Annotated in this window: 22 protein-coding genes and 1 pseudogene; 13 read left to right on the plus strand and 10 right to left on the minus strand. The window is 69.2% G+C overall.

Features of this window, described 5'->3' with window-relative positions; translation table 11 throughout:
* Window position 1 precedes the first annotated feature (1 nt).
* Window positions 2-1,768: an MDR family MFS transporter gene (locus BQ2383_RS02005; protein ID WP_091028570.1), complete on the minus strand. Its 1,767-nt coding sequence runs from the start codon at window positions 1,766-1,768 to the stop codon at window positions 2-4.
* Window positions 1,769-1,798: 30 nt separating this feature from the next.
* Window positions 1,799-2,776, minus strand: a complete 978-nt coding sequence (locus BQ2383_RS02010) for a DMT family transporter (protein ID WP_244175861.1) — start codon at window positions 2,774-2,776, stop codon at window positions 1,799-1,801.
* 34 nt (window positions 2,777-2,810) lie between these two features.
* Here BQ2383_RS02010 and BQ2383_RS02015 point away from each other — a divergent pair, with 34 nt between their 5' ends.
* Together BQ2383_RS02015 and BQ2383_RS02020 are read left to right on the plus strand one after the other, a co-directional pair.
* A complete protein-coding gene (locus tag BQ2383_RS02015) occupies window positions 2,811-3,425 on the plus strand; it encodes a TetR/AcrR family transcriptional regulator (RefSeq protein ID WP_091028575.1) in 615 nt (204 codons plus the stop codon).
* A gap of 59 nt (window positions 3,426-3,484) precedes the next feature.
* Window positions 3,485-4,375, plus strand: a complete 891-nt coding sequence (locus BQ2383_RS02020; protein WP_091028577.1) for an alpha/beta fold hydrolase — start codon at window positions 3,485-3,487, stop codon at window positions 4,373-4,375.
* 1 nt (window position 4,376) lies between these two features.
* Here the strand turns inward: BQ2383_RS02020 and BQ2383_RS02025 are convergent, their stop codons facing one another.
* A complete protein-coding gene (locus BQ2383_RS02025; RefSeq protein WP_091028585.1) occupies window positions 4,377-5,138 on the minus strand; it encodes a glycosyltransferase family 2 protein in 762 nt (253 codons plus the stop codon).
* Window positions 5,139-5,268: 130 nt separating this feature from the next.
* On the opposite strand from BQ2383_RS02025, the gene BQ2383_RS02030 reads away from it, so the two are divergent.
* Window positions 5,269-5,973 carry a GDSL-type esterase/lipase family protein gene (locus BQ2383_RS02030; protein ID WP_167381516.1) on the plus strand — a complete coding sequence of 235 codons (705 nt, stop codon included), beginning with the start codon at window positions 5,269-5,271 and terminating at the stop codon, window positions 5,971-5,973.
* A 30-nt stretch (window positions 5,974-6,003) separates the two neighbouring features.
* On the opposite strand, the gene BQ2383_RS02035 is transcribed toward BQ2383_RS02030, so the two are convergent.
* Window positions 6,004-9,189 carry a right-handed parallel beta-helix repeat-containing protein gene (locus BQ2383_RS02035; RefSeq protein ID WP_091028593.1) on the minus strand — a complete coding sequence of 1,062 codons (3,186 nt, stop codon included), beginning with the start codon at window positions 9,187-9,189 and terminating at the stop codon, window positions 6,004-6,006.
* 143 nt (window positions 9,190-9,332) lie between these two features.
* Between BQ2383_RS02035 and BQ2383_RS02040 the strand changes: the two genes are divergently transcribed.
* From BQ2383_RS02040 to BQ2383_RS02050, 3 genes are all read left to right on the plus strand, one after another.
* The gene (locus BQ2383_RS02040; RefSeq protein WP_167381517.1) at window positions 9,333-10,505 is read left to right on the plus strand and encodes a sensor histidine kinase; all 1,173 of its coding nucleotides are present in this window, start codon (window positions 9,333-9,335) and stop codon (window positions 10,503-10,505) included.
* Window positions 10,502-11,158 carry a response regulator gene (locus BQ2383_RS02045; protein WP_091028600.1) on the plus strand — a complete coding sequence of 219 codons (657 nt, stop codon included), beginning with the start codon at window positions 10,502-10,504 and terminating at the stop codon, window positions 11,156-11,158. Before BQ2383_RS02040 ends, BQ2383_RS02045 begins: the two co-directional genes overlap by 4 nt.
* Window positions 11,159-11,249: 91 nt before the next feature.
* Window positions 11,250-12,356: a hypothetical protein gene (locus tag BQ2383_RS02050; RefSeq protein ID WP_091028602.1), complete on the plus strand. Its 1,107-nt coding sequence runs from the start codon at window positions 11,250-11,252 to the stop codon at window positions 12,354-12,356.
* A 62-nt stretch (window positions 12,357-12,418) separates the two neighbouring features.
* Here BQ2383_RS02050 and BQ2383_RS02055 read toward each other — a convergent pair whose 3' ends face one another.
* Window positions 12,419-12,802: a hypothetical protein gene (locus BQ2383_RS02055; RefSeq protein WP_091028606.1), complete on the minus strand. Its 384-nt coding sequence runs from the start codon at window positions 12,800-12,802 to the stop codon at window positions 12,419-12,421.
* A 47-nt stretch (window positions 12,803-12,849) separates the two neighbouring features.
* On the minus strand, window positions 12,850-13,500 hold the full coding sequence (locus BQ2383_RS02060; RefSeq protein ID WP_091028609.1) for a TetR/AcrR family transcriptional regulator: 651 nt from the start codon (window positions 13,498-13,500) through the stop codon (window positions 12,850-12,852).
* Window positions 13,501-13,586: 86 nt separating this feature from the next.
* On the opposite strand from BQ2383_RS02060, the gene BQ2383_RS02065 reads away from it, so the two are divergent.
* The gene (locus tag BQ2383_RS02065; RefSeq protein WP_091028612.1) at window positions 13,587-13,967 is read left to right on the plus strand and encodes a DUF1761 family protein; all 381 of its coding nucleotides are present in this window, start codon (window positions 13,587-13,589) and stop codon (window positions 13,965-13,967) included.
* Window positions 13,968-13,989: 22 nt separating this feature from the next.
* Window positions 13,990-14,268, plus strand: coding sequence for a DUF1905 domain-containing protein (locus BQ2383_RS02070; protein ID WP_091028616.1), 279 nt, complete (start codon window positions 13,990-13,992; stop codon window positions 14,266-14,268).
* 20 nt (window positions 14,269-14,288) lie between these two features.
* On the opposite strand, the gene BQ2383_RS02075 is transcribed toward BQ2383_RS02070, so the two are convergent.
* Together BQ2383_RS02075 and BQ2383_RS02080 are read right to left on the minus strand one after the other, a co-directional pair.
* Window positions 14,289-14,477 (minus strand): hypothetical protein, encoded by a 189-nt coding sequence (locus tag BQ2383_RS02075; protein WP_091028620.1) that lies wholly within the window; start codon window positions 14,475-14,477, stop codon window positions 14,289-14,291.
* A 136-nt stretch (window positions 14,478-14,613) separates the two neighbouring features.
* Window positions 14,614-14,985, minus strand: a complete 372-nt coding sequence (locus BQ2383_RS02080; protein WP_091028623.1) for a hypothetical protein — start codon at window positions 14,983-14,985, stop codon at window positions 14,614-14,616.
* A gap of 125 nt (window positions 14,986-15,110) precedes the next feature.
* Between BQ2383_RS02080 and BQ2383_RS02085 the strand changes: the two genes are divergently transcribed.
* The 5 genes and pseudogenes from BQ2383_RS02085 to BQ2383_RS02105 form a co-directional block, all read left to right on the plus strand.
* Complete coding sequence (locus BQ2383_RS02085; RefSeq protein WP_091028626.1) at window positions 15,111-15,776, plus strand: response regulator transcription factor; 666 nt, start codon at window positions 15,111-15,113, stop codon at window positions 15,774-15,776.
* Entirely contained in the window at window positions 15,773-17,161 is a 1,389-nt protein-coding gene (locus BQ2383_RS02090) for a sensor histidine kinase (protein ID WP_091028629.1), read from the plus strand. Before BQ2383_RS02085 ends, BQ2383_RS02090 begins: the two co-directional genes overlap by 4 nt.
* Before the next feature lie 58 nt (window positions 17,162-17,219).
* Complete coding sequence (locus tag BQ2383_RS02095) at window positions 17,220-18,419, plus strand: LCP family protein (RefSeq protein ID WP_167381518.1); 1,200 nt, start codon at window positions 17,220-17,222, stop codon at window positions 18,417-18,419.
* 125 nt (window positions 18,420-18,544) lie between these two features.
* On the plus strand, window positions 18,545-18,847 hold the full coding sequence (locus tag BQ2383_RS02100; RefSeq protein ID WP_091028634.1) for a hypothetical protein: 303 nt from the start codon (window positions 18,545-18,547) through the stop codon (window positions 18,845-18,847).
* Window positions 18,848-18,862: 15 nt separating this feature from the next.
* A pseudogene (locus tag BQ2383_RS02105) lies at window positions 18,863-19,066 on the plus strand (substrate-binding domain-containing protein); the annotation flags it as partial.
* Between the two features lie 34 nt (window positions 19,067-19,100).
* Here BQ2383_RS02105 and BQ2383_RS02110 read toward each other — a convergent pair.
* On the minus strand, window positions 19,101-19,604 hold the full coding sequence (locus BQ2383_RS02110) for a hypothetical protein (protein ID WP_091028637.1): 504 nt from the start codon (window positions 19,602-19,604) through the stop codon (window positions 19,101-19,103).
* Window positions 19,605-19,710: 106 nt separating this feature from the next.
* Window positions 19,711-23,829: a PQQ-dependent sugar dehydrogenase gene (locus BQ2383_RS02115; RefSeq protein WP_244175862.1), complete on the minus strand. Its 4,119-nt coding sequence runs from the start codon at window positions 23,827-23,829 to the stop codon at window positions 19,711-19,713.
* Window positions 23,830-23,884: the final 55 nt, after the last annotated feature.

Consider the following 23,884-nt stretch of genomic DNA (forward strand, 5'->3'; position numbering starts at 1 on the left):
CTCAGCGCTCCTGGTCCCGATCTTCGCGTTCGAGGACGCGCACCGAACCGGTCGCGGGCGACGCGGACTCCGCACCTCCGAGCCGGATGGCCCCGGTGGAGAGCGACGCGCCGACCTCGGCCTCGGAGACCTCGATGACGGATTCCTCCGCCTGCTCGAGCATCTGCTCGGCGGCGTTCTTCGTCGACAGCGGCTTGTTCTTGATGAACGCGATCGCGATGATGGCGATCACCGCGAGCGGGATGGCGATGATGAACGAGTCGGCGATGCCGTGGCCGTAGGCGCCCTCGACGATCGTGCGGATCGTGTCGGGCAGCTGTCCGACCTTCGGCACGTCACCCGAGGCGAGGTGCTTGAGCGCATCGACCTCGGCGGGCGTCGTCGGCGTGAAGCCCTTGAGCGAGTCGGTGATGTACGACGCGACGCTGGTCGACAGCATCGCGCCCATCACGGTGACGCCGATGGTGCCGGCGATCGTGCGGAAGAAGTTCACGTTCGACGACGCGGCGCCCAGCTGCTGCGGCGCGGTGTCGTTCTGCACGATGAGCGTGAGGTTCTGCATGACCATGCCGAGGCCCGCACCGAGGATGAACATATAGACGGCGACCAGCGGGAACGGGGTGTCGTAGCGCAGGGTGGCCATCAGACTGACGCCGATGGTGGCGAGAACCGAGCCCGTCAGCATCCAGCCCTTCCACTTGCCGAAGCGGCTCACGAGCTGGCCGATGATGATCGACGCGCCCATCTGGCCGATGATCATCGGGATGGTCATCAGGCCCGACTCGGTGGGCGTGGCGCCACGAGCCAGCTGGAAGTACTGCGCGAGGAACACCGAGGTCGCGAACATCGAGACGCCGATGGCGATCGAGGCGATGACCGAGAGGGTGAAGGTGCGGTTGCGGAACAGCGACATCGGCACGATCGGTTCCTTGACGAAGAACTCGACCGTGATGAAGGCGGCGATCGCGACTCCGGCGATGACGGCGAGCATGATGCTCGTCGAGGAGTCCCAGTCGAACTGGCTGCCGCCCATCGAGACCCAGATGAGCAGGGTCGAGACGCCGACCGCGAGGAGCACGATGCCGAAGTAGTCGATCGAGACCTTGCTGTCGCGCTGCGGCTTGGGCAGGTGCAGCGTGAACTGCAGCAGGACGAGGGCGAGGATCGCGAACGGCACGCCGACGAAGAAGTTGGAGCGCCAGCCCCACACGTCGGTGAGGAGTCCGCCGAGCAGCGGGCCGCCGATGGTGCCGAGGGCCATGATGCCGCCGACGACGCCCATGTACTTGCCGCGCTCACGCGGGGAGATGATGAGGGCCACGGCGATCATGACGAGCGACATCAGGCCGCCGACGCCGATGCCCTGGATGACGCGAACCGCGATGAGCATGTTCGTGTCGGTCGAGAAGCCGGCGATCACGGTGCCGACCGTGAAGAGGATGAGCGAGATCTGCACGAGGACCTTGCGGTCGACGAGGTCGGCGAGCTTGCCCCAGATGGGGGTCGAGACGGCGGTGGCCAGAAGGCTCGCGGTGATGACCCAGGTGTACTGGGACTGGGTGCCGCCGAGGTCGGCGATGATGACCGGCATCGAGGTCGACACGACGGTGCCCGAGAGCACGGCGACGAACATGCCGACGACGAGTCCGGAGATCGCGGTGAAGACCTCGCGGGCCGAGCGGGTGGCTTCGGGTGCTGAGGATGTGGTGTTTGGCACGGGGGTAACGCTCCTGCGTAGAAAGTTGATCGAGGTCAACCATACTCCGATAGTTGCGAAAGCGCAACTATCGGAGGGTGTTCACAACCCCTCGATGAACGCGCGCGAAACCGCCCCCAGAGCCCCGGATCGCGAATCTCCCGACGATTCTGAGGAGTTATGCACGGCGCGCGTCTCGCTCACGAGCACCGCGGCCACACCGCCGGCGCAGAGGGCGAAGCCGAGGACGGTGAGCACCGTGAGCGGCTCACCCAGCAGCAGCGCTCCGGCCAGCGCGGTCGTCGGAGCGATCAGGAAGAGCAGCGCATTCAGAGCGGTGATGCCGACCCGGCGCAGCAACCACCAGTAGAGCCCGTAGGCCGCGAGCGTCGGGAAGACAGCGGCGAATCCGGCGGCGATCCAGAACGATGCGGATGCCGGCGGCGCGAGCGCACCGAAGACTGCGGCGACCGGCACGAGGGCGGCAGCGGTCACCGTGACGTGGATGGTCAGCGTCACCAGGGTGCTCGTCCGCGGTTCGGAGCGGCGCTGGAGGAACGTGGCGACGATCAGGGACGCCATCGCGAGGGCCGGCCACAGGTAGGCGATCGGGTGCGCCGCGGAACCCTCGAGCTGCGAGCGCACGACCAGCAGGACCCCCACGGCCCCGAGCAGGAGTCCAGCCCACTGCGCCGCGCGCACGCGAAGCCCGAGCAGCGGCCCGACCAGCGCTGCGACAACGAGGGGCTGCACGGCATCGATCAGCGCCGTGGTGCCGGTGGCGACGCCCGAGGCGATGGCCATGTACACCGCCGTGCAGTAGCCGAACTGGGCGAAGAGTCCGATGACCGCCTGTCGGCCCAGGTCGCGCCGCGTGACGCCGCGAGCAGCACCGGCGAAAAGCACGATCGCGAGCAGGATCGCAGCGAGGGGAACGAAGCGCCAGACGAGCAGCGTCAGCGGCGGCACCTCGACGGCGGCGATCGCCGGCACGAGGAATCCGGAGCTCCAGGTGACGACGAAGGCCACGGATGCCGCGATCGTCACGCCGACACGAACTATACCGATCTGTATACCCATTCCTCCGACTATACAGGTTGGTATACTCGGCGTCATGGCCGTCCCCGTTCCCGACCTCGCCCCGCTCACCCCTGGCGCCTCCCGCGTGCTCGACGCGGCGTCGCTGCTCTTCTACGAGCGCGGCATCCACGCGGTGGGCGTCGACACGATCGCCGAGGCCGCTGGCGTCACCAAGAAGACCCTCTACGACCGCTTCGGCTCCAAGGAGGCGCTGGTCGTCTCCTACCTCCAGCACCGCGATGCACGATGGCGGACACACGTCGCCGAGCACCTCTCGCGCGTGCCCGAGCCCGGCATCGAGCGCGTGCTCGCCGTGTTCGACGCGGCGATCACCTGGTCAGACGAGAACAGCCCCAAGGGGTGCAGCGCGATCAACGCGCGCGCCGAGATCGGCGACGGCCACGACGGCCACCCGGTCTTCCCCGAAGTGGCCCGTCAGAAGGCCTGGCTGCTCGACCTCTTCGCCGAGCTGTGCCGAGAGGCAGGCGCCGCGGACCCCGACCTGATGTCGAAGGCCCTGATGCTGCTCTACGAGGGTGCCATCGTCACCGTCGGCATGGAGACGTTCGGCACGCCGTGGGAAACGGCACGCGCACTGGCCGGGACGATGCTGATGCAGGACCGGGGGTTTCTCTCACCGTCCCGCTGATCCGCCTCATCCCGCGCGTGATCCTTCTGCGCAGGTCCATCGGGGAGTAGCTTTTCAGCGTGTCGACGGATTCGCGGAGTGAACGGGCGCACATCGCCCCGGCAGACCTCGACGCGGCGCTCGGCGACGTCGACTGGACGGTGCCGCCGCCCGAGTCGACGGCCTCGCGATTCTCGGCGCCGAGCGGCGAGCTGGCCGTGGTGTCGCTGGGCGATCCCGCGCATCCGCGCGTGGTCCTGGTACCGGGGGCGACCGGTTCCAAGGAGGACTTCGCACTGATGCTGCCGCTCCTGGCGGAGGCGGGCTTCTTCGTGCAGTCGTTCGACCTCGCCGGACAGTACGAATCACATGCCGCCGGGGCGCACACGAGCTACACATACGAGCTGTTCATCGGCGACCTCATCGCCTTCCTCGAAGCCGGCACCCCCGCTCATCTGCTGGGCTACTCCTTCGCCGGCACGGTCGCGCAGCTGGTCGCCGTCCGTCGCCCCGATCTCGTGCTCTCCCTGGCGCTCCTGACCACTCCCCCCGGCGTCGGCAACGTCTTCGCGACCATGAAGTGGCTGGGCCCGATCGCCCCGATAGCAAGCCCTCGCCGGGGCGCCGGACTCATGATCTGGGGGATCGTGACGAACAAGAACCGCGTCCCACCCCGGAGGCTCGAGTTCGTCCGCTCCCGGTTCGCGCTCACGAGCAGGCGCAGCGTCGACGAGATCGTCGGGCTCATGATGACCGCACCCGATGTGCGCGGCCGCGTGCGGGCACTGGACATGCCGAAGCTGGTCGTCGCCGGCTCGCATGACCTGTGGCCGCTCGCCGCCCATGAACGCTACGCCCACGACATCGGCGCCGACTTCCGCGCTTACGCGACCGGGCACAGCCCGAGCGAGACCACTCCGCATCAGCTCACGGCTGATCTGCTCGATCTCTACGCGCGCGCCGACGGCTGACTCAACCGCGGAGGGCGTCCGCATCAGCCTCACGCCGCGCCCGTCGCCGCACGCGCAGCGGCTCGTGCGACAGATGCAGCCGGACCGTGGGGAGCACATAGCTCAGCCGACGCCGGAGTGACGCCCAGTCCCGGAACGGGCGCGCCGACACCTCGACAACCAGACTCCGGTCCCGCAGCACGGTCATCTCGGGGCGCACATGGAACGACAGGTCGAAGTCGTCGTGGATGTTCTGCTCCTCGCGGTGCACCTCGCCGCTCAGCATCCGCCAGGTCTCGGCGCGCATCGCCATGTTCGAGCCGAACAGCGGTGCATGCCCGAGCAGCGGGGTGAGCACCGTGTACATGCCGCCGATGTAGAGGTGCTCCCCCATCCAGTGCACCAGCGGCGTGGAGCCGTAGAAGCTCGGATCGCCGGTGAGGAAGTCGAGGCCGTCGCGGCTCCGGAACGTCCGCTCGATCCGCTCGATCCAGTCGGGCCTCGGGCGCGAATCGGCATCCAATCGCGCGATGATGTCGCCGGTCGCCGCGTCGTAGCCCGCCGCCGAGGCCCGAGGAATGCCCTGCACGGGCTCGGTCACCACGCGTGCACCGAACCGCTCGGCGACGGCCACCGTGTCATCCGTGCTGCCGTTGTCGACGACCACGACCTCGTCGGGTCGGCGGGTCTGCCGCTCAAGAGCGCGGAGGCAGTGCTCCAGAAGGACGGCGTCGTTCCGCACCGGGATGACCACGGAGACGGAGCGGGGGAAGACGGTCGTCATCGTTCTCCTGTCGTGCGTGTGGGCGTCGGAGATAGTCTCCCGCGTGCAGCCCCGTCAGACGGCGATTGAGAGAGGATGGACGGATGATCCGTGACGAGATCGGCAGATCGCCTCGATGACCGGCGCGCGCATGACCGGGAAACCCCTCGCCGCCATCGCGGCGTCGGTCGCTGCCTTCGCGGCCGTCGTCGGCGTCGTCTACAGACGCGTCATGTACCCGCCGCTGCCCCGCCCCCGGCAAGACCGGATCCGGATCGCCGCCGTCGGTGACAGCAACACCTATGGTGCAGGGACGCTGTTCCGAGGTCGGGGTCGCCGGTCCTACCCGGGCCGCCTCGAACAGCTCCTCGGCGACGGATACCAGGTGCTCAACTACGGCGTGAATCGGTGCACGCTGCAACAGGAAGGCGACTGGCCGTACGACGCGACTCCCCAGGCCGCGGCATCTCTGCAGGCCGGAGCGGACATCGTGCTCGTCATGCTCGGCTCGAACGATGCCCGCGGAGACAACTGGAACGCGGAGCGCTACGAGACCCAGCTCGCTGCGTTCGTGGAGCGCTACCGCACGCGCGGAGCGACCGTGTTCCTGCTGACTCCGCCTGTCGCGTTCCCGAATCGCCGCGGGGTCCACGAGCGGATCATCGCCGACGAGGTGGCCCCGATCGTGCGCACCGTCGCGAGCAGGCTGGGGGTCGACCTGATCGACGTGTTCGACGTCACCCGCCGATCCGTCACACGGCATCCGGACGGCATCCACCTCGATGTCCGCGCGAGCGGGATCGTCGCCGAGACGGTCGCCGAGACCCTCCAGATCCCGGGGAAGTCGGCGGAGTAGTCGGCACGCGAGCGCCGACAGCTCCCGACCTCAGACGCGAGGCCTCCGGCGCATCGCCAGCGTCAGTCCCGCGAGGAGCAGCAGCACTCCCGCAGCCAGACCCGGTGCCGCATCCGCCCCGGTGAACGCCAGCCCACCGCCGGTTCCGCCACCGGAACCACCGCCGCCTCCACCTCCCGACGGATCCGAGCCCGCACGCACAGCCCAGACCCCTTGCGCATCGTTGTCCGTGGCGGATGCCTCGGTGTCGGTGTCGATCGTCGGCACCTCGAGCGGGTTCAGCTGCTCGAAGACGACGTCGTCGAACCCATCGCCGTCGAGGTCGGTGATCCCCGCCGGTGCGACGTAGGCGACGTTGCGCATCGTCTCGGTGCCGGCGGGCACGGAGACGATCCGGACGACGACCGACAGCACCGGCCCGTCGGCGCCCGCAGGCAGCTCTTCGGCGGCCGTCGCCGTGAGTCCGTCGACCGTGTACCCGTCGCCCGACATCGACACGAGTTCCACTCCGTCGGGCAGCAGCTGGGTGATCGACCACCCGGCCGGCGCCGCCCGCGGTCCGATGTTCTGTGGCATGAGAGTCCAGGTGAGGGTGTCGCCCGCTGCGAGGACCTGATCGTCGTCGAGTTCGAGGGTCTGCTGGAGTGAGAGGTCGATGCAGTTCATCGGGTAGAGGACCGGCGCCTCCGTCAGCTCGTAGACGGCGGCCCCGCCCCCGCCGTAGAACAGTGCGTCGTCCAGGTATCCGGTCGCCAGGCACTCGGAGCCCCAGTCGTTGGGGTCGTCGTGGTTGCGGGCATCCACCGCCACGGGGCCATCTCCGGGCAGCGAGCGCTCGACACCCGCTGCCGCATCCGCACCGACGACGGCATTGGGGAACGTCCGCACCGCCGTGGAGTCCGGATCGAAGGTGTTGCCGACGACGAGGACCGGATCCCGCAGGGTCCGCCGCTCCCCTTCGGGACTGGCCGGATCCGCGGTGCCGACGACCACGGATGTGCCGACTCCGGTGAAGACGTTGTCGCGCACGCGGACATCGGAGGACGAGTACGACCCCGCCTCCGCGCCGTCCTCCCAGAGCGGCGCGACCCGCACCCCGACGCCGTCGGTCGCGTGGTCGATGTCGTTCTCGGCGACGAGCAGATCGTGCGCTCCTCCGGCCGTCACCACGTCGGACTGGCCGCTCACCGTGTTGCGCACGACCTGGGTGGCCGTCGTCCCCTGGAGCACGTGGATCCCGCCGTCGTTGTCGGTCATGACGTTGTCGTGGATGACGATGTCGTGGCTGATGCCGTTCTCGGGTGTCGTCACCACGAATGCCCCGACCGCGGCGTTGCCCGTGAAGGTGGAGGAACCCACATCGAGGTTCGAAACGCTGCGACCGTAGAGCGCGCGCTCCACCACACCGGCAACCGTGGCGTTCTGCACCGTCGCTCCGGAGGTCGCCGAGTAGAAGAACCCGTACGAGCCGGCGTCGATGGATGCGCGATCGACGTGGACATCCTGCGAGCCGTATGCCCGGAGGATCGCCGCACCGGTCACCGGGGTCAGACCGGAGCGGCCGTGGACGACGATGTCCTGCGCGCGCACACCGATGGACTGGTGGATGACGAGCGCCGCGCCGGTCAGTTCGGCATCGACATCCGAGATCGTCGCGTTCGTCACACCGAGCAGGTAGATGCCGCTCGAGGCATCGGGCGCGCCGTCGGCGCGGACATCGGAGATCCTGATGTCCGCGCGATCGGACTCCGGGGTGAACGACGACTGCGAACCGATCGCGTAGAGGAACCCGGTCGCCTGCACGCCTGTCACCGTCACGCGACCGGCGTTGACGAGGTTGATCCCGGTGCCGCTCTCGCCCCACGTTCCGGCGTCGAGCACAGGATCCGTGACCGAGGCCCGCTGCGTCGAACCGAGAGTGATCCCGCCGAACGCGGTGATCCGCGGGGCGATGATCTCCGGGCCCTCACCGTCGTTGTCCACGTGCGTCGTGATGCCGTACATCATCCCGGTGATCGTCGGTGCGTCGATCCTGACGCTCGTCGAGCGGAGGGTCAGGATGCCCGTCGACTGGACGGCACCCGTGCCCGTGATGTCCGCGCGGACGATGCTCGCTCCGGTCGTGGCGCCGAGCGCGATGCCCTCGCGGCTGGCTCCGGTGATGGTCGCGTCGGTGATGGTCGCACCGGCCGATGCGTTGGTCGTGGCGGTGCCGATGCCGCGGGCGAAGCCGTCCACGCTCACGAGTTCGACGCGTGCTCCGTTCGAGTTCGCCAGATCGATCCCGGTACCGGTGCCGGCGGTGCCGGTGACCTCGACTCCCGAGACCTGCGGAGCCGTCGCAGCCCCCAGTGAGATACCCGCGGTCGCGGAGGTGAAGCTGCCCCCGGTGACGACGATCCCGCCGGCGGTCGATGCCGCGGTCACCGCGACGCCGGTCGCCACACCGCTGACCTCGGCATCCGTGATCGTGGCCGATCCCGTCGTCAGATTGATGCCGTACGACGAGACGACCCCGCCGCCATCCATCGTGAAACCGTCGATGACGATGCCCGTCAGCCCCGCCCCCACCTGGATGCCGGTGGGCCTCGCGACCGCATTCGGATTCCGCACGGCCACCTCTCGGATCGCGACATCGGCGCCCGTGACCGAGATGGTGGCCCCTGTCGATGCAACCCCCACCGTGACATCGTCGGCGAGTTGCAGTCCCCCGGCGCTGACGGTGAACCGGGTGTACAGCGTGGAAGCGGCGCTGGTGTCGAGCGTCACCGCGCGCGTGACTGTGAGCGCTCCGGTGAAGGCGTAGTCGCTGGGAACGAAGGAGACGACCCCGTCCGCCGGTGCCGCGGTGATCGCCGCCTGAAGTGTGAGCAGCGCGCTGTCGGCCGGTCGCTGGGCGGGCGTCCCGACCCACGCCATCCGCACGGTGTTGGCGTTCGGAATCAGATTCGGAGCAGGAGGGGGTGGGAACTCGACGACGGTCTCATCCGGAACAGGCGACGGCTCGTCCAGCCCGTCCGGAACCGGAGTGTCGTCCGGCGGCTCCGGGTCGCCTGTCTCCAGGTCGGTCGGCGCCAGCAGCGCGGGAACGGGGCCCCGGATGCTCGGTGCCGCCACGGCCGGTGACGAGGCGATCGCACCGGCTCCGAGGACCGCAGCGAGCACCACCGCCACGAGCAGCGGACCGCGCCGAGGTGCAGCAGTAATGCGGTTCATGTGGCCCCCTCGCGCCGAACCGGGACCGGCCCTCCGCCGGTGGTTGCCGATCGTAGCGCCCTCCCGATCCTCGTAACAGTCCCCTCTCACCTCACCCGGACGGGTGATCCGGCCGCGGGAAACCGCGTGAGAGCATGAGGGCGATGCGGTCCGAGGCCTCTGTCGCGAGTCCCCGTCGGCACGCCTGGCTGCGTGTCGACGTCATCGTGGCGCTCATCGCCCTCGTGATCCTGCTGCCGTCGAGCATCGCGATCCTCACCGAACCCGCCACCCGACCCGAGCCCTGGGTCCTCGCGCTCATGATCGCCCTGTACGTGGTGCTGCACCTCACGACGCTGCTCGCCGTGCGGCATCCGGTCGTCGCCCTCGTGATCGCGAACGCGGTCATGTGCGCTCTCGTGCTCGTCCCGGGCATCCGCGCGGCATCCGGAGCCTTCCTCCCCTCGGCCGCGGCCTACCTGCTGGTCATCGGCCAGGTCGCCGCGCAGACCGGCACGACCGTGCGAGTGCTGGCACTGGCGGGCGGCATCTTCGGCGCCGGCCTCATCGCCTTCACCGAGCTTCGACTCGACGATCCGGAGCTCCGCCTCGGGGCGTTCCTCGGACTCAGCGGCGCGATCGCGGCGGCCTGGGCGCTGGGGCTGGTCCTGCGGGTGCGGCGCGACCAGGCCGAGGAGCGGATGGCGGCGCGCGTCTCGCAGGCGATCGCGGATGAGCGCGGACGGATCAACCGCGACCTGCACGACATCGTCGCGCACTCGATGACGGTGATGATCGCGCAGGCCGAGGTCGCCCGCACGGTGCGCGCCGAGGACCCCGACCGGAGTGACGCTGCTCTCGGGATCGTCGTGGACACCGGCCGTGAGGCTCTGCGCGGAATGCGTTCGGTCGTCGCCGACGATGCCCCGCGCCAGCCGTTGCCCACCGTCGACTCCCTGGAGGAGCTCGTCGAGGGCGTGCGCACTCCCTCGACCGACGTGCGGCTGAGCGAGTCGGGCACCAGGGCTCCGCTTCGCGCCGACGCTGCGCTGGCACTGCATCATGCGGTGCGCGAGGCGCTCACGAACTCCGTCCGACACAACGCCTCCCCGGTGAAGATCGAGGTGAGCCTCGACTGGCGACCCGACTCCGTGCATGCCACGGTGCGCGATGACGGCGGGTCGGGGCCGGTCGTGACCGATCTCGGCAGCGGTGTGGGCCTGGTCGGGATCACCGAGCGGGTGCGGCTCGCCGGCGGCACGCTCACCGCGCACGGACGGGATTCGCGGGGATGGATCGTCACGGTGGATCTTCCGACCGAGAGGAGCAACGGATGACCCTCCGCGTACTCATCGTCGATGACCAGGAGTTGTTCCGCACCGCCATCGCGCTGATGCTCTCGCGCGATCCGCGCCTGTCGGACGTCGCCACCGCCTCGTCCGGCGAAGCAGCGATCGAGCATGTGCGCGCTCATGCCGTCGACGTGGTCCTGATGGACATCCGGATGCCGGGGATGGACGGCATCGCCGCCACCCGGGAGGTGCTGCGGCTCCGGCCCGCCACCCGGGTCCTGATCCTCACCACCTTCGACCTGGACGAGTACGTGTATGCCGCGATCCGCGAGGGGGCGAGTGGCTTCCTCACCAAGGACGCCAGCCCGGCGGAACTCGCGGATGCCGCGGTCGCGGTGGCTGCCGGCGAGTCGGTGATGTCGCCGCGCGCCACCGAAGCACTGATCGGCTTCGTCCGTGACGGCGCCCCCGGAACGGATCCGGCATCGGCTCTCGCCGCCCTCAGCCCTCGCGAGCAGGAGGTCGCCCGCGCTCTCGCCACCGGCGCCTCGAACGACGACATCGCGCGCAAGCTGTTCCTCTCGGCGAACACGGTGAAGACGCATGTGAAGGCCGTGCTCGCGAAGCTCGGCGTTCCCGATCGGGTGCACGTCGTCATCTGGGCGTACGAGAACGGTCTGCTCCGCCCGGGACGCTGACCGCTCTGCGCCGGCAGGTTCACTCCTGCGGGTGAGGAGGATGACCCCTGCGGTTGAAGTCGGCGGCGGAACGCGTTCCTAGCGTGGAAGCATGTCCATTCCCACACGCATCATCGTCCTCCTCGCCGCCGCTGTCGGCGCCCTGGCCGTGACCGTCACCAGCCTCGTGAGGATGCTCACCCCCGGCACCGACGCACTGCCCTCGAGCCTGATCGGCAACCTCGGCCACGGGGTCGAACTCGCGCTCGCCCTCACGGGGGCGCTCGCTGCGCTCCTCGTATCCGTGTCCGCACTGGCGACTCGTGACCTCGCGAACCGCGCCGTGCCGCGGTGGCTCCTGCACACGGTCGGCCTCGTGGCCGGGGGGCTCCTCGCCGTCACGATGCCCGGAGGCGTGATCGCCGCGGCGGGTTACACCTTCGCGATGATGGTCATCGTCGGCGCCCTGGTCCTCATCGTCCTCACCGTGCTGCGCCGTCCGCTGGTCGGCCTCCTGGTCGCCGCTGTGGTCGTCGGCGCCCTCGCTTACGCCGCCATCGGGCTCGGGGCCGGGCCGCTCGTCCCCCAGATCCTGGGCAGCTACGGCATGATCCTCCCGCAGGCCGGTCTCGCGCTCGCCCATGTCGCCGCGGCCGCCGGGCTGCTGATCTGGATGATCGCCGACCCGTCATCCAGACGAAGCCGATTCGCGCGCGAGGTGCTCCGGCACCGCCGCGCAATCACGATCGTGGCGGCCGCGTGCGCTCTCCCCTACGCGTTCGCCCGCGCGAGCTGGCTGACGCCCTGGCCGCTGTTCGGCGGAAGCGCGGAGATGTTCGCCGCAGACCCCTCGGTCCGCGTGCTCGGTCTTGCGCTCGGCGCAGCCATGCTCACCGGAGGCGTGCTCACCCTGGGCCTGATCCTGCCCTGGGGCGAGCGGTTCCCCCGCTTCCTCGCGGGACTCGGCGGGCGATCGGTGCCGCCCGGGCTGGCCATCGTCCCGGCGAGCCTCGTCAGCGTCCTGTTCACGGCCGCCGGCATCCAATTCGCTCTGGAGGGAGTGGGGAACGTGGAGAACTCCGTGTACGTGCTTCTGATGTTCCCGTTCTGGCTCTGGGGTCCGCTCCTGGGTCTCGCCACCTGGGCCTATGCGATGCGGCGGGCGACGCCGACGGTCGCGCGGCGGGCGGGCTCCCCCGCCTCGCAGGTCACGGCCTAGCCGGTCGGCGCCTCGGATCCGTCGCGACGGTCCGGGGCGCCTTAGCCTGCGCTCGCCCGCGGTTACTGGTTGAGCAGATTCGTCTCGGCGATCAGGTCGAGTCGGGACAGCAGCAGGTCACCGGCCGATCCGGCGACGGCGAAGGCGTTGACGGTGATCACAACGGCCACGACAAGGAGGAGCACGATCTTCGGGATGTCGTACCGCCGCTGCACGGCGAGTCCGATGACCGCGAACCCGCTCAGGACGGCGATCACCTGCCCCACGACCGTCGCGAAGGCCATCCGGATCGCGCTCTCCTCGGTGAGCGGGCCGTAGCTATTGAAGGCGGCCGAGACCGCGAACGGGACGACGAGGACTCCGAACACGAGGATGATGACCAGCCGGAATCGTGGACGTCGCCGCGAGGTGACGATCGACTGCTGCTCTGCGATCGGGACGGTCATGGGCTTGACCGTAGCAGAGCGGCGGGTTTCGGGTGGGCGCCTCGTGGTCACCGCGCGCGTAGGGCGTGGTCGTTCCGGCCATCACGCGGACCGTAGCCGGCGAGGAAGAGGTCGACAGAGCCCGCCACGTCAGCCGACTTCTCCTCGTCGCCGAGCATGCGGGCGTTCAGCGGTGCACCGATCACCAGCCAGGTGAACTGTTCAGCGGCGGCGCGGGGATCGGCGAGGCGGAGCCGCCCCTCGGCCGCGAGCGCGCTCAGCGCATCGGCGAGGTTCTGGATGTTGGTGTTCCAGCTCTCCTCCAGGTAGGTGGCCGCCACCTGCGCCTGCTCGCGCGCCTCGGCCGTCACGAGCCTGCGCATCGCCACCACCGGAGGGCTCAGGATGCCGGCCTGCATCGTCTCGGCGAGTTCGATGAGACCCGCGCGGAGGTCTTCGCTCGCACGCAGCCGATCGAGGGCGGGGCGCATCGCATCGCGACCGGCCAGCGTCCAGTGGTGCACGACGGAGGCGTACAGCGTCCTCTTCGAGGAGTGCTCGCGGTAGAGCGACGCCTTCGAGATGCGAGCACGCTTGGCGACCTCGTCCATGGATGCACCCCGGTAGCCGTGTTGGAGGAAGACATCGCGCGCGACGGCGATCAACTCCGCACCGGTGAGGCCGGACGGACGCCCGCGGGCGGGGAGGTCGGTGCTCATGATCCGAGTTTAGTACTTGACAGTCCTAAAACCACGATCTACCCTGAACATCAGCAGTACTAACCAGTACTAAAGAAGGAGCGGCCATGATCATCTGGGGCATCGCCATCGCCACCGTCGTCTCGTTCATCGCCAGCGCCGTCCTCTACGCTCTCCCGCCGGTCTCGGCTCTGGTCACTCGCACGAGCACCCCGCGGCCCGGTCTCTCGGTCGCCGCCCAGATGGGTTCGGTCGTGCTGCGCAGCCTTCTCGCGTCCGGCCTCGTCGCCGGGCTGATGGTCGCCGCGTCCTGGCACGGTGCCGCCGCCGGCGCGCTGCTCGGCCTCGCGCTCTCGGTACTGCCACTGATCCTGCTCCTGGGCGGCGTCGTGCACGAGAACACCGCGCCTTCCGTGGCGGCCGTCCACCTGCTCGACTGGGTGATCAAGCTCACCGTCATCGGGGCCATCATCGACCTCTTCGTCTGAACTCGGGAAACAGGAGAACGCCATGAGCACGCCACTCGACATCACTTTCACCGCCGTCCTCGGCAAGGTGCGCGAAGGCGACACCTGGACCTGCGTCCAACTCCCCGAGTCGGCGACGATCTTCGGGACTCGCGGACTCGTCAAGGTCGCCGGGACCGTCGACGGTGAGCCGTTCCGCGGGGCGTTCATGGCTCTCGGCGACGGCACGCACAAGCTGCCTGTCACCGTCGCGATCCGCCGGCGCATCGGACGAACGGACGGCGACGAGGTCACCGTCCACCTGACCGAACGTCTCAACTGAGGCGTCGGCCAGGAGCGCGGTCAGCCGTCTTCGGGGTCTTCCGCGAGGACATCGGCGTCGTCGGTGTCGCCTCCGTCGCTCGGGACCACCGTGGGCGGGTTCCCCTTGCCGTCCTCGGCGCCGAGGTTGTCGTTCTCCTCTGCACCCGGGCCCGGCTCCGTGCTGATGTCGTTCCGGTCGGTGCGGATGTCGTCGCTTCCACCACTCATGTGCGTTCCTTCCCGTGGGCAGACGCCGCAGGCTCCGCGCATGCGGGACGGCGTCCATGTCGGTCCGACGCTACGACGGTGCAGGCGCAGTGGCACGCCCCTTGACACCGATGCGATCGGCGAGCACCTCTCGCGGTCAGCCGCAGAAGGCGGAGGCGGAGTTCTTGAGCTGCTCGATCGCCTCGACGGTCTCGGGCGCCTGCAGGTCTGTCATCCCGCCGATCTTCTCCGCACCCGAGCGGATGAGGTCGCCCAGCTGACCGTCGGTGTTCTCGGCCAGCCCGTTGAGGGAGGCGACCAGGTCGTCGCGCGCGGCATCCGCCTGCTCGGCCGACAGCTCCCCCTGATCGAGCAGCGTCTGGTACTGCCCGTACGCGTCGTCGATGGTGGTGCAGGCAGCCTGCACGTCGACGCCGAGAGCATCGCCCGCCATCTGCGTCACCTGCGAGCAGCCCGCCAGGATGAGGCCGGCGGCGAGCACGAGCGGGAGGACGAGGATTCGGCGCATGCCCCGAGGGTAGCGGCTCGACCTGGCGCCTTCCTGCGACCCATGCCGGTCGCCGTATAGAGCACTTCCACGGGCGCAGGCGTCTAACATCGCAAGCGCGCGATGGCCGAGGAGGTGGGCGCCTGATGAAGGTCATGCTCGTGGATGACGATGCGGAGATCCGCCTCGGCTTCACGACCGCCCTGCGGCGCCGCGGTCACACCGTCGACACCGCCGAGGATGTTGCCTCTGCCCGCGCGCTCGCCGAACGGATCGCTCCGGATGTCGCGATCATCGACGTCATGCTCCCCGACGGCGACGGGTTCTCGCTGTGCCGCGAGATCCGCACCCGATGGGGCTTCCCGACCGTCATGCTCACGGCGCGCGATGAGGATGCGGACGTCGTCATCGGCCTCGACGCCGGAGCAGACGACTACATCACGAAGCCGGTCAGTGTGGCCGTGCTCGAAGCGCGCCTGCGGACGGTCCTGCGCCGCAGCTCCCGCCTCACCGCGGAGCCGCTCCGGGTCGGCACACTCGAACTGCATGAGGACTCCGCGGAGGCACTGGCCGACGGCCAAGCCCTGCCGCTGAGCCCCACCGAGTTCCGCCTGCTGCATGAGCTGGCACTGAACGACGGTCACGCCCTGAGCCGCTCGCGCCTGATCGACGCGGTCTGGGCGCAGTCGCCACCCGACACTCCCCGGGCGGTCGACACCGCCATCCAGCGGCTGCGTGCGAAGTTGACAGCGGCGAATGTCACGACGCCACAGCTGGAGACCATGCGGGGGATCGGATACCGGCTGCGATGACCGCACGTCGTCGTCGCCCCACCCTCCGCACGGCCATCGCCTTCGCTCTCGTCGGCAGCACGATCGCGGTCTCGGTGCTCGTCACCGGTGTCGTCGTGTTCACAGCGGGGCGCATCGTGTACGAGTCGCGGCAGGAAGGTCTGCTCGACGAGTTCTCCACGACCGCTGACGCCCTCTTCACCTCCATCTCCACCGTGTCCCCGAAGGACACGTGGAAGTACTACGCCGAGATCCTCCCCGGCGAGACCGTCATCATCGACCTCGACAGCGGCCGCAGCGCCGGAGAGCTCCGTCCGGGCCAGGTGCCGGACACGCTGGGCATCGACGACAGCCGTCGCTCCGGCGATCTGACCTCGCTGATGACCACGCTCGACGGTCGTGAAGTGTTCTTCGTCTCGACAGTCCGGGACGATCTCCCCCAGGATCCGAGCGCTCGCCTCGCCGTCGTCACGGCGTACTCGATGCAGCCGCAGCAGGATCAGGTGCGAGAGCTCATCGTCTCGGGCGCGCTCCTCAGCGGCGGCGTCGTGGTCCTCGTGGTCCTGCTCGAGCGTCTGCTCGGCGGTGCGTTGACGCGCCCGCTTCGACGCCTGGTCGACACCGCCCATGCGGTCGGATCCGGCGAAGGCCCGCCGGAATGGAAGCCGTCGTTCGACGACGTCGACCGCGTGGCCGATGCCCTCCACCTCTCCTCGGAGCGTCTGGGCGACACCATCGGGCAGCTGCAGCGCCGTGAGGCGGAGTCCCGGCAGTTGGTCAGCGACGTCGCCCACGAGCTGCGCACACCGCTCACCTCGATGCTGGCGGTCGACGAGCTCCTCGACGACGACGAGCAGGCGACCGCGGAGGAGCGGGCGGTCGCCGCTGCGGTCGTGCGCGCCGGAACGCGCCGCCTACACTCCCTGATCGAGCACCTGCTCGAACTCTCCCGCCTCGATGCCGGGGTCGCGCGCGTGCACCGCACGACCGTCGTGCTCGCGGAGCTGCTGACCGACGTCGTGGATGCGACCGGAGTCGACGTCGCCGAACTGTCGGTCGCCCCGGACCTTCGGATCCGCACCGACTCGTCGCGGCTGCACACCGTGGTGGCGAATCTGCTCACCAACGCGTCCCGGCACGGTCGCCCGCCCGTCACGGTCCGCGTGCACGAAGACGGCGACATGCTGCACATCGACATCGGCGACCACGGCCCCGGCATCGGCGAGCCCGATGCCGAACGGGTGTTCGACCGCTTCGTCACCACCGACCGTTCGCGCTCCGATGGTGTGGGCACTGGGCTCGGACTCGCGATCGCCCGCGACAACGCGCGGCTCCTCGGCGGGGAGCTCGCGCTGCTCCCCCGCTCCCCCGGCGCGACGTTCCGCGTGACCCTTCCTCGCCTGTGACACTCGTGTGACATTCGTCCTCGACGATGGCTGCTCGCCCATGTCGAGAGGTCTTCCCATGAGTCTCCCCCCTCCCCCTTCTCCGAGCCGACGACGCCGGAGACGCCTGCGGCGCTTCCTCACACTGACTGCGGTCGGGATCCTGGTCATCGCCGGCGGCACGGTCGCGATCGCGGCGATCCGGCTGTCCCAGAACGTGACCACGGTCGAGCTGCAGCCGGTACGCGACAGCGAGGAGCCTCCCGCCGTGGCCGACTTCGACGGGGAGTTCGACGTGCTGCTCGTCGGATCGGACGGCCGCGCCGGGCAGGGCGTCCAGTACGGGGAGGGCGGCGATGTCGAGGGCAGCCGGAACGACGTCACGCTCCTGCTGCACGTGAACGAGACGCACGACGCCGCCACCGTCATCTCCTTCCCGCGCGATCTGCTCGTCGACATCCCCGCGTGCACCGATCCCGAGACGGGAAGCACCTGGAACGCGGGCTGGCGGGTGCAGTTCAACGAATCGCTCGCCCGCGGCGGACTGGGCTGCGTCACCTCCACCGTCACCGCACTGACCGGCATCGATCTCGCCTACGCGGCGGAGATCAGCTTCACCGGCGTCATCGAGGCCTCGAACGCCGTCGGCGGCGTCCCCATCTGCTTCGCCGGGCCCATCCACGATCGGCACTCCGGACTGGATATCCCCGCCGCGGGGACGTACGACCTGAGCGGCGAGCAGGCCCTGGCGCTCCTGCGCTCCCGCTACGGCGTCGGCGACGGCAGCGACCTCGCCCGCATCTCCACCCAGCAGGTCTTCCTCTCCTCTCTCGTGCGCACGCTGCGCGACCAGTCGACCCTCACCGATCCGGTGAAGCTCTACGGCATCGCCGATGCGGCGACGCGGAACATGACCCTGTCGACGCAGCTGGCCGACCTGGGCACGCTGACCTCGATGGCGAAAGTCTTCAGCGACCTCCCCCTCGAGAACATCGCGTTCGTGTCGTACCCGCACCTGCCCGCGGGCGACCGCGTGGTCCCCGACGAGCACGCCGCTGCCGAGCTGATGGACCGGGTGAAGGCCGGCGAAACGGTGAACATCAGCGCCGACCGCACGGGCCGTGGCAGCGAGTTGTCCGACGACACCGCCCCGCCGAGCTCGGAACCCGACGATGGTGCGACCGAGGAGGAACCACCGGCCGACGCCGCCCCACTCCCCGAGAACCTCGATGGCCAGAGCGCGGCGCAGGACACCTGCGTGCGCCCCTACGGGGGCTAGCGGTCAGCGGGCGCGGGGCGGCGCGCCGAGCGGCACCCGCGCGTTGAGCACGACCAGAGCGATGGCTCCCCCAGCGGCGATCGTCGCTCCACGGGACCGCGTGACGTCCTTGATACGTTCGAGGCATGAATGTGTTCGGCGTGCTCCTCTCCCTGGCCGGCTCGATCCTCTTCCTGACCGCCCTGGTGATGACGCTGCGTGCGAATGCGACGAGTACGGTGCCGTTCTGGCGCAACCCGGCCGAGACCCCCGTCGGCTCGGTCGCGATGCGTTCGATCGGCGCGGGGCTCCTGGTCTTCGGAGCCGTGATGCTCACCGCTGAGGGCTGGCGGTGGCCGGTGCTGATCGTGCTCGTCGTTCCGGGGATCGCCTTCGTGGCGCTCGCCCTGCACAACCGGCGCATCGCGGCCACCGCGGGCGGTGACTGAGCGCGCTCAGGACGGCGTACGCCGCGTCGCGTCGCCGTGGCCGGTCATGCGCAGGACAGCTCGATCCCGATCACCAGCGTCGGCCAGCCGGGACACGAGATGGGCCGCACCGCCGCCCAGGTGCTCTACGAGGAGATCTCCGACCCCGCCGACCACACGCACCGCACGATCACGATGACGCCCACGCTCTTCGCCCGCGCGAGCTCGGCCGTCGTCTGACGCCGGCGAGAGCACTGCGCACCGGACGCACGGATCAGCTCGTGAACGTCCCGGTGTACTGCAGGTTCCCCCGGAACTCCACAGCGACCGTGTCGGGGGCGACCGAGATCGTGTAAGGATCACCCCGCAGGAACGGACCCGTGATCTCCACGTTGCCGATGTCGCCCGACTCCGCTCCGGCGGCCAGCTCGTTCCGATTCATCAAGGTGACGACGTTGCGCTCCCGGAAGGCGGTCCAGTTGGGCGAGGCGTTCAGCAGCGTGTCTTCGATGCCGTCGACCTCCGGCAGGAAGATGGTGATCCGGAGAGAGTTGATCGGATACGCGATCGTCGACGTCGCGCCGTTGTAGTTCGTGCCCGACAGATAGATCCCGGCGTTCTCGTAGGCGTTGCCGATGAGGAAGAGCGTCCCGCCGTCCTGCTCCGATGCGGCGGCGAGCGGCGTCGCAGCCGCGACGGCGACGATCGGGACTCCCCAGGCGGCGCCGCGGAGAACGCTCCGGCGGCTCACACCCTGCGGTTCAGCGGATTCGTGCATGTTTCCCCCCGGAACGAACGATCACTCTCGAGTTTATGTCGCCGACACGCAGCGCGGCCTCGGGAACGGTGATCCGTCCCCGAGGCCGCGCTGACTTCGCTTTCGACTACCCGCCGGCGCCGGTCAGCGTGAACGGCACGGTCGTGGCGTTGCCCGCCACGTCGTACACGACCAGCGTGTTCGCCCCGACCTTGGCGCCGAAGGCTCCCGGCTTCACGAAGTTGAGGTCGGACCAGACGTTGTCGGTCAGATCCTTCGCCACTCCGTTGACCGTCAGCCGATCGACCTTGCCTGCATCGTTGAGCTTGTACGACACCAGGCTGTAGGAGCCGTTCGCACCGACGGTGTACTGGCCACCCTCCTTGACCGTGACGGCGGGAGCCGTGACGTCGAGCGTGAAGGTGACCGTGGTGGCGTTGCCCGCCACGTCGTACACGACCAGCGTGTTCGCCCCGGCCACGGCGCCGAACACTCCCGGCTTCACGTGGTTCAGGTCGGACCAGACGTTGTCGGTCAGATCCTTCTCGACCCCGTTGAGGGTCAGCCGATCGATCTTCCCCTCGTCCTGGAGCTTGAACGACACCCTGCTGTAGACGCCGTCACGACCGACCGTGAACTCCGCGCCGCTCTTGACGGTTGCCACGGGAGCCGTGGTGTCCGTCGCCGCCGCCGTGACCGAGAGGTCGCGGAGACGGCCGAAGTTGTCGAACGAGCCGAAGCCCACCCGACCCTCGGGGAACGTCTTGTCGTTCGCGGTCATCAGCGGGGTGTCGAGTCCGTCGACGTAGACGGCGATGTCGCCGCTGTCCACGCAGCGGACCACGCGCACGTCGTGCCACTCCTCATCGGTGACCGCCGGCGGAGCACCGACCGCACCATCCCACTGGTCGTCGATCCGCTCGCGGTCGGCCTTGTTCACCTTGAAGATGCCGTTGTGCGGGTAGATCGAGTTGTCCTGCGAGAGGTGCGCGTAGTAGTACTCCGTGTCCGACTTCCAGCCGAAGACGATGATCACGTCGCGGTTGTTCACGGATGCCTTCTCGTCGAGACGCACCTGGCCGGTGAGGTCGAACGATCCGAGCTCCGGTCCTTCGGTGAGGACGGCGTACTCGAACGGTCGGCGGATGCCGTCGTTCGGGTTGGTGCCGGCCTCGGTGAGCACGACCTCGTCGCCGGGGAAGTCCCACTTGGCCGGGGTCCGCGGTGCCCAGTCACCTTCGGCCATCACATCGGTGATGACCTCGCCGTCGGGCGTGCAGGTGGGCGGCGTCGGCGGTTCGACCGGCGGCACGGCGTACAGCGCGTACTGTGCGGCGACCTGCTCGGCCGTCGGCACGGTGTCGAGCAGCATGATGTCGTCCATCCGCCCGTTGAACGGGTTGGCCTCCTTCGTGTTCTGCGGGAAGCTGCCGCCGATCTTGATGCCGGCCGGTGCGGTGTCGGACGTGGATCCTTCACCCCACGGGTTCGCCGCGGTGTACTTGCCCGCCAGCGGCTCGCCGTTCATGAACAGCTTCATCTCGCCCGCCGCGAAGTCGAAGGTCGCGGCGAGATGCACCCACTGCCCCTTCTTGAGGATCTCGTTCCACGGCAGGTCAGCCGCGAACGTCCACGAGCCGGCGCCGTCGACGCGACGCCCGAGCGCCACGAGCTTGAGCTCGCCGTCGACCGTGATGACCTCGAGCAGTGCCCGCACCGCATGGCCGTCGGAGGTGCCGGTGAGCACGCCCGCGAGACCGATCGCGTTGTACACGTCGTCCGGATTCGCGGTCCCCGAGTTCAGGGCCGGGTGATCACCGGTCGGCTTGAACCAGCCCATGACGGAGGCCTTGTCCGTGCCGGCGAACGCGTCCAGCGACTCGACGCCCTTCGCGTTGTAGATGCCGGCCTTCCAGTCGTCGTTCGACGCGGTCCGCGGACTCATCTGCTGGGTCTGCAGCGCCTCGCCCGCACCGGGGTAGGCGCGGTCGGCGACCCGCATCTCGACCCCGCCGTTGATCAGCGAGATGTCGGTGCCGGAGCGTCCCTGGTCGACTTCGATCGTCGGCTTCGCCGCATCCGGGTGATCGAAGTCGTGGTGCGTGACCAGGTTCGGCGCGAGCGCCGGGAGGACGAACGGGTTGGTCGGCTCATCGACCGACCGCGCCCCGGTGACCTTCCAGATCTTGCCGTTCGCCTTGGACACGAGGTAGAGCTCGCCGTCGGCGTCGGAGCCGAACCGCAGGTCGACGCGCTTGTCGCCGACCAACTCCTGGAACGTGGTCTCCTCGCCGTCGGCGAAGACCCGCAGCTCCTCGATGGTGGCGAGGTCGTCGATGTCGCCGTCGTTTCGCACCATCTCCTCGGCATCGGTGGACAGCACCCAGCCGCGCACCAGATCGGTGAAGAGGTAGCGCCCCTGCAGCTCGGGGATGTCGCCGCGGTAGACGAATCCGCCGTTCACGGCCACTCCCGCATCGCCGGTCTGACCGGGGTCGCGGTTGTGGTCGTAGGCGGCCACCGGGTAGGTGAAGCCGTTCTCGGCATCGTCCTTCGGCAGCGGGAAGATCTGTCGGTTCTCGGCGAGGAACGAGCCCTCGCGCACCGACCAGCCGAAGTTGTCTCCCGGTTCGACGGCGTAGACCGACTCGACCTGCCACTCGCCGATGTGTGCGAGGTACATGGTGTGGTCGCCCTCGGTGTCCCAGCTGATGCGGTGCGGGTCGCGCATGCCGACGGCGTAGATCTCCGGCAGCGCATCGGCGTCATCGACGAACGGGTTGTCGGCCGGAACGCCGTACTCGCCGTTCTCGCTGTCGTCGCCGGTCGGGTTCACGCGCAGGATCTTGCCCTGGGGTGTGGCCAGGTCCTGCGGGTTGCCGTTGCCGACCCCGTTGCCGCCGTCGCCGACGAGGACGTAGAGGTTGCCGTAGTCGGCATCGCCCTCCGACACCGTCGGGTTGAACGCGATCTGCTGCACGGTGTGCACGCGGCCCGCGAACGGGATGCGCATGACCTCGCGGTGCGTGCCGGCGAAGGTCGCCGCCGAGGGGTCGTCGGCCTTCCACTCGGTGATCACACTGTGGAACGCGGTGGTGCCGAAGGCCGGGAAGTCCGGGGTGTCTTCGGTCAGCGCCGTGCCGCCCTCGGTGTGCACGGTGTAGAACAGCCCGTTCTCGGCGAAGTCCGGGTGGAACTCGGCGGACCCGAGACCCGTGCCGAGCCCTGCGCTGTTGTGGAAGTTGTCGATGAACTCGTTCCGGACGTTGAGGTAGGGCACGTACTCGCCCGATTCCTTGTCGACCAGATAGAGGATGTCGTTGTTGTCGGGGACCATCAGCCGGCCGGAGTCATCGGGCACCTCGTCGAGGTGCGTGATGCGGTTGTGCCGCACCAGACGCTGATCCTGCGTGGCCGGGGTCGTCTGCGACTTCGGAAGCTGAGCGAGCTCGGTCACCTCGATGCCGAGGTCGGCGAGCGCGGGGTCGGGCAGCGGGTTGAGCAGCGGCTCGTTCGCCGTGCCTCCCGGTGCGCAGTCGCCGGGGTTGCCCGTCGCGATCGCGAGGTTCTCCCCCGTGTTGTCGACGGCCACGTCATCGAGCAGCAGGCGTCCTGTGCTGGTGGCGCCGTTCTTCCAGAAGAACCGGTCGAGCGCGCCGTTCACCGCCTGGCGGAAGCCGAACTGCTGCTCGGTCCCCTCCGGGAGGCGGGTCTGCTCTTCGTACGCGCCGCCCTGGCTGTACACGGTGACCTTGTCGGCGGCGTTGTCGGCGACGATCCACACGCACTGCCAGGCGTCCTTCGACCACACGCCCGCGGGCTTGAAGGCTCCGCCGTCGCGCACGCGCAGCACGTCGTCGTTCTGGTTGTTCACGTAGGCACGGCTGTTCACGTAGTCGTTCGGCGCATCGACATCGGTGAGACCGAACGAGGTGTCGACGCTGCCGGTGCGCAGGAAGCGGAAGAACAGCGTGCCGGTGTCCCCCTCGGCGATGGCCGGGATCGCGCGATACGACTGCTGCCCGCCACCCACGGACTCGACGACCTGGTTGTTGCCGTTGAGCGGGTCGGCGATCACACGCGGAGCCGCGGATGACGTCCAACCGTCCTGCCCGTTCAGCGCGACGCGCTCGTACGCCTCGAAGTCGACCAGCTCGGTGAAGGGTTCCGCCGCGGCAGCGGGGGTCGCGGTGAGCAAGGCTCCGACGACGGCCGCGGCGGCGACCAGCGCACCCGTTCGCCGCACCCCGAAGGATCGAGGAGGCGGTGCTGCCGATCGAGTGCTCGAGCTCGCGGGTCGC

Source organism: Microbacterium oxydans, from assembly GCF_900095745.1.
Classification (GTDB): domain Bacteria; phylum Actinomycetota; class Actinomycetes; order Actinomycetales; family Microbacteriaceae; genus Microbacterium; species Microbacterium oxydans_B.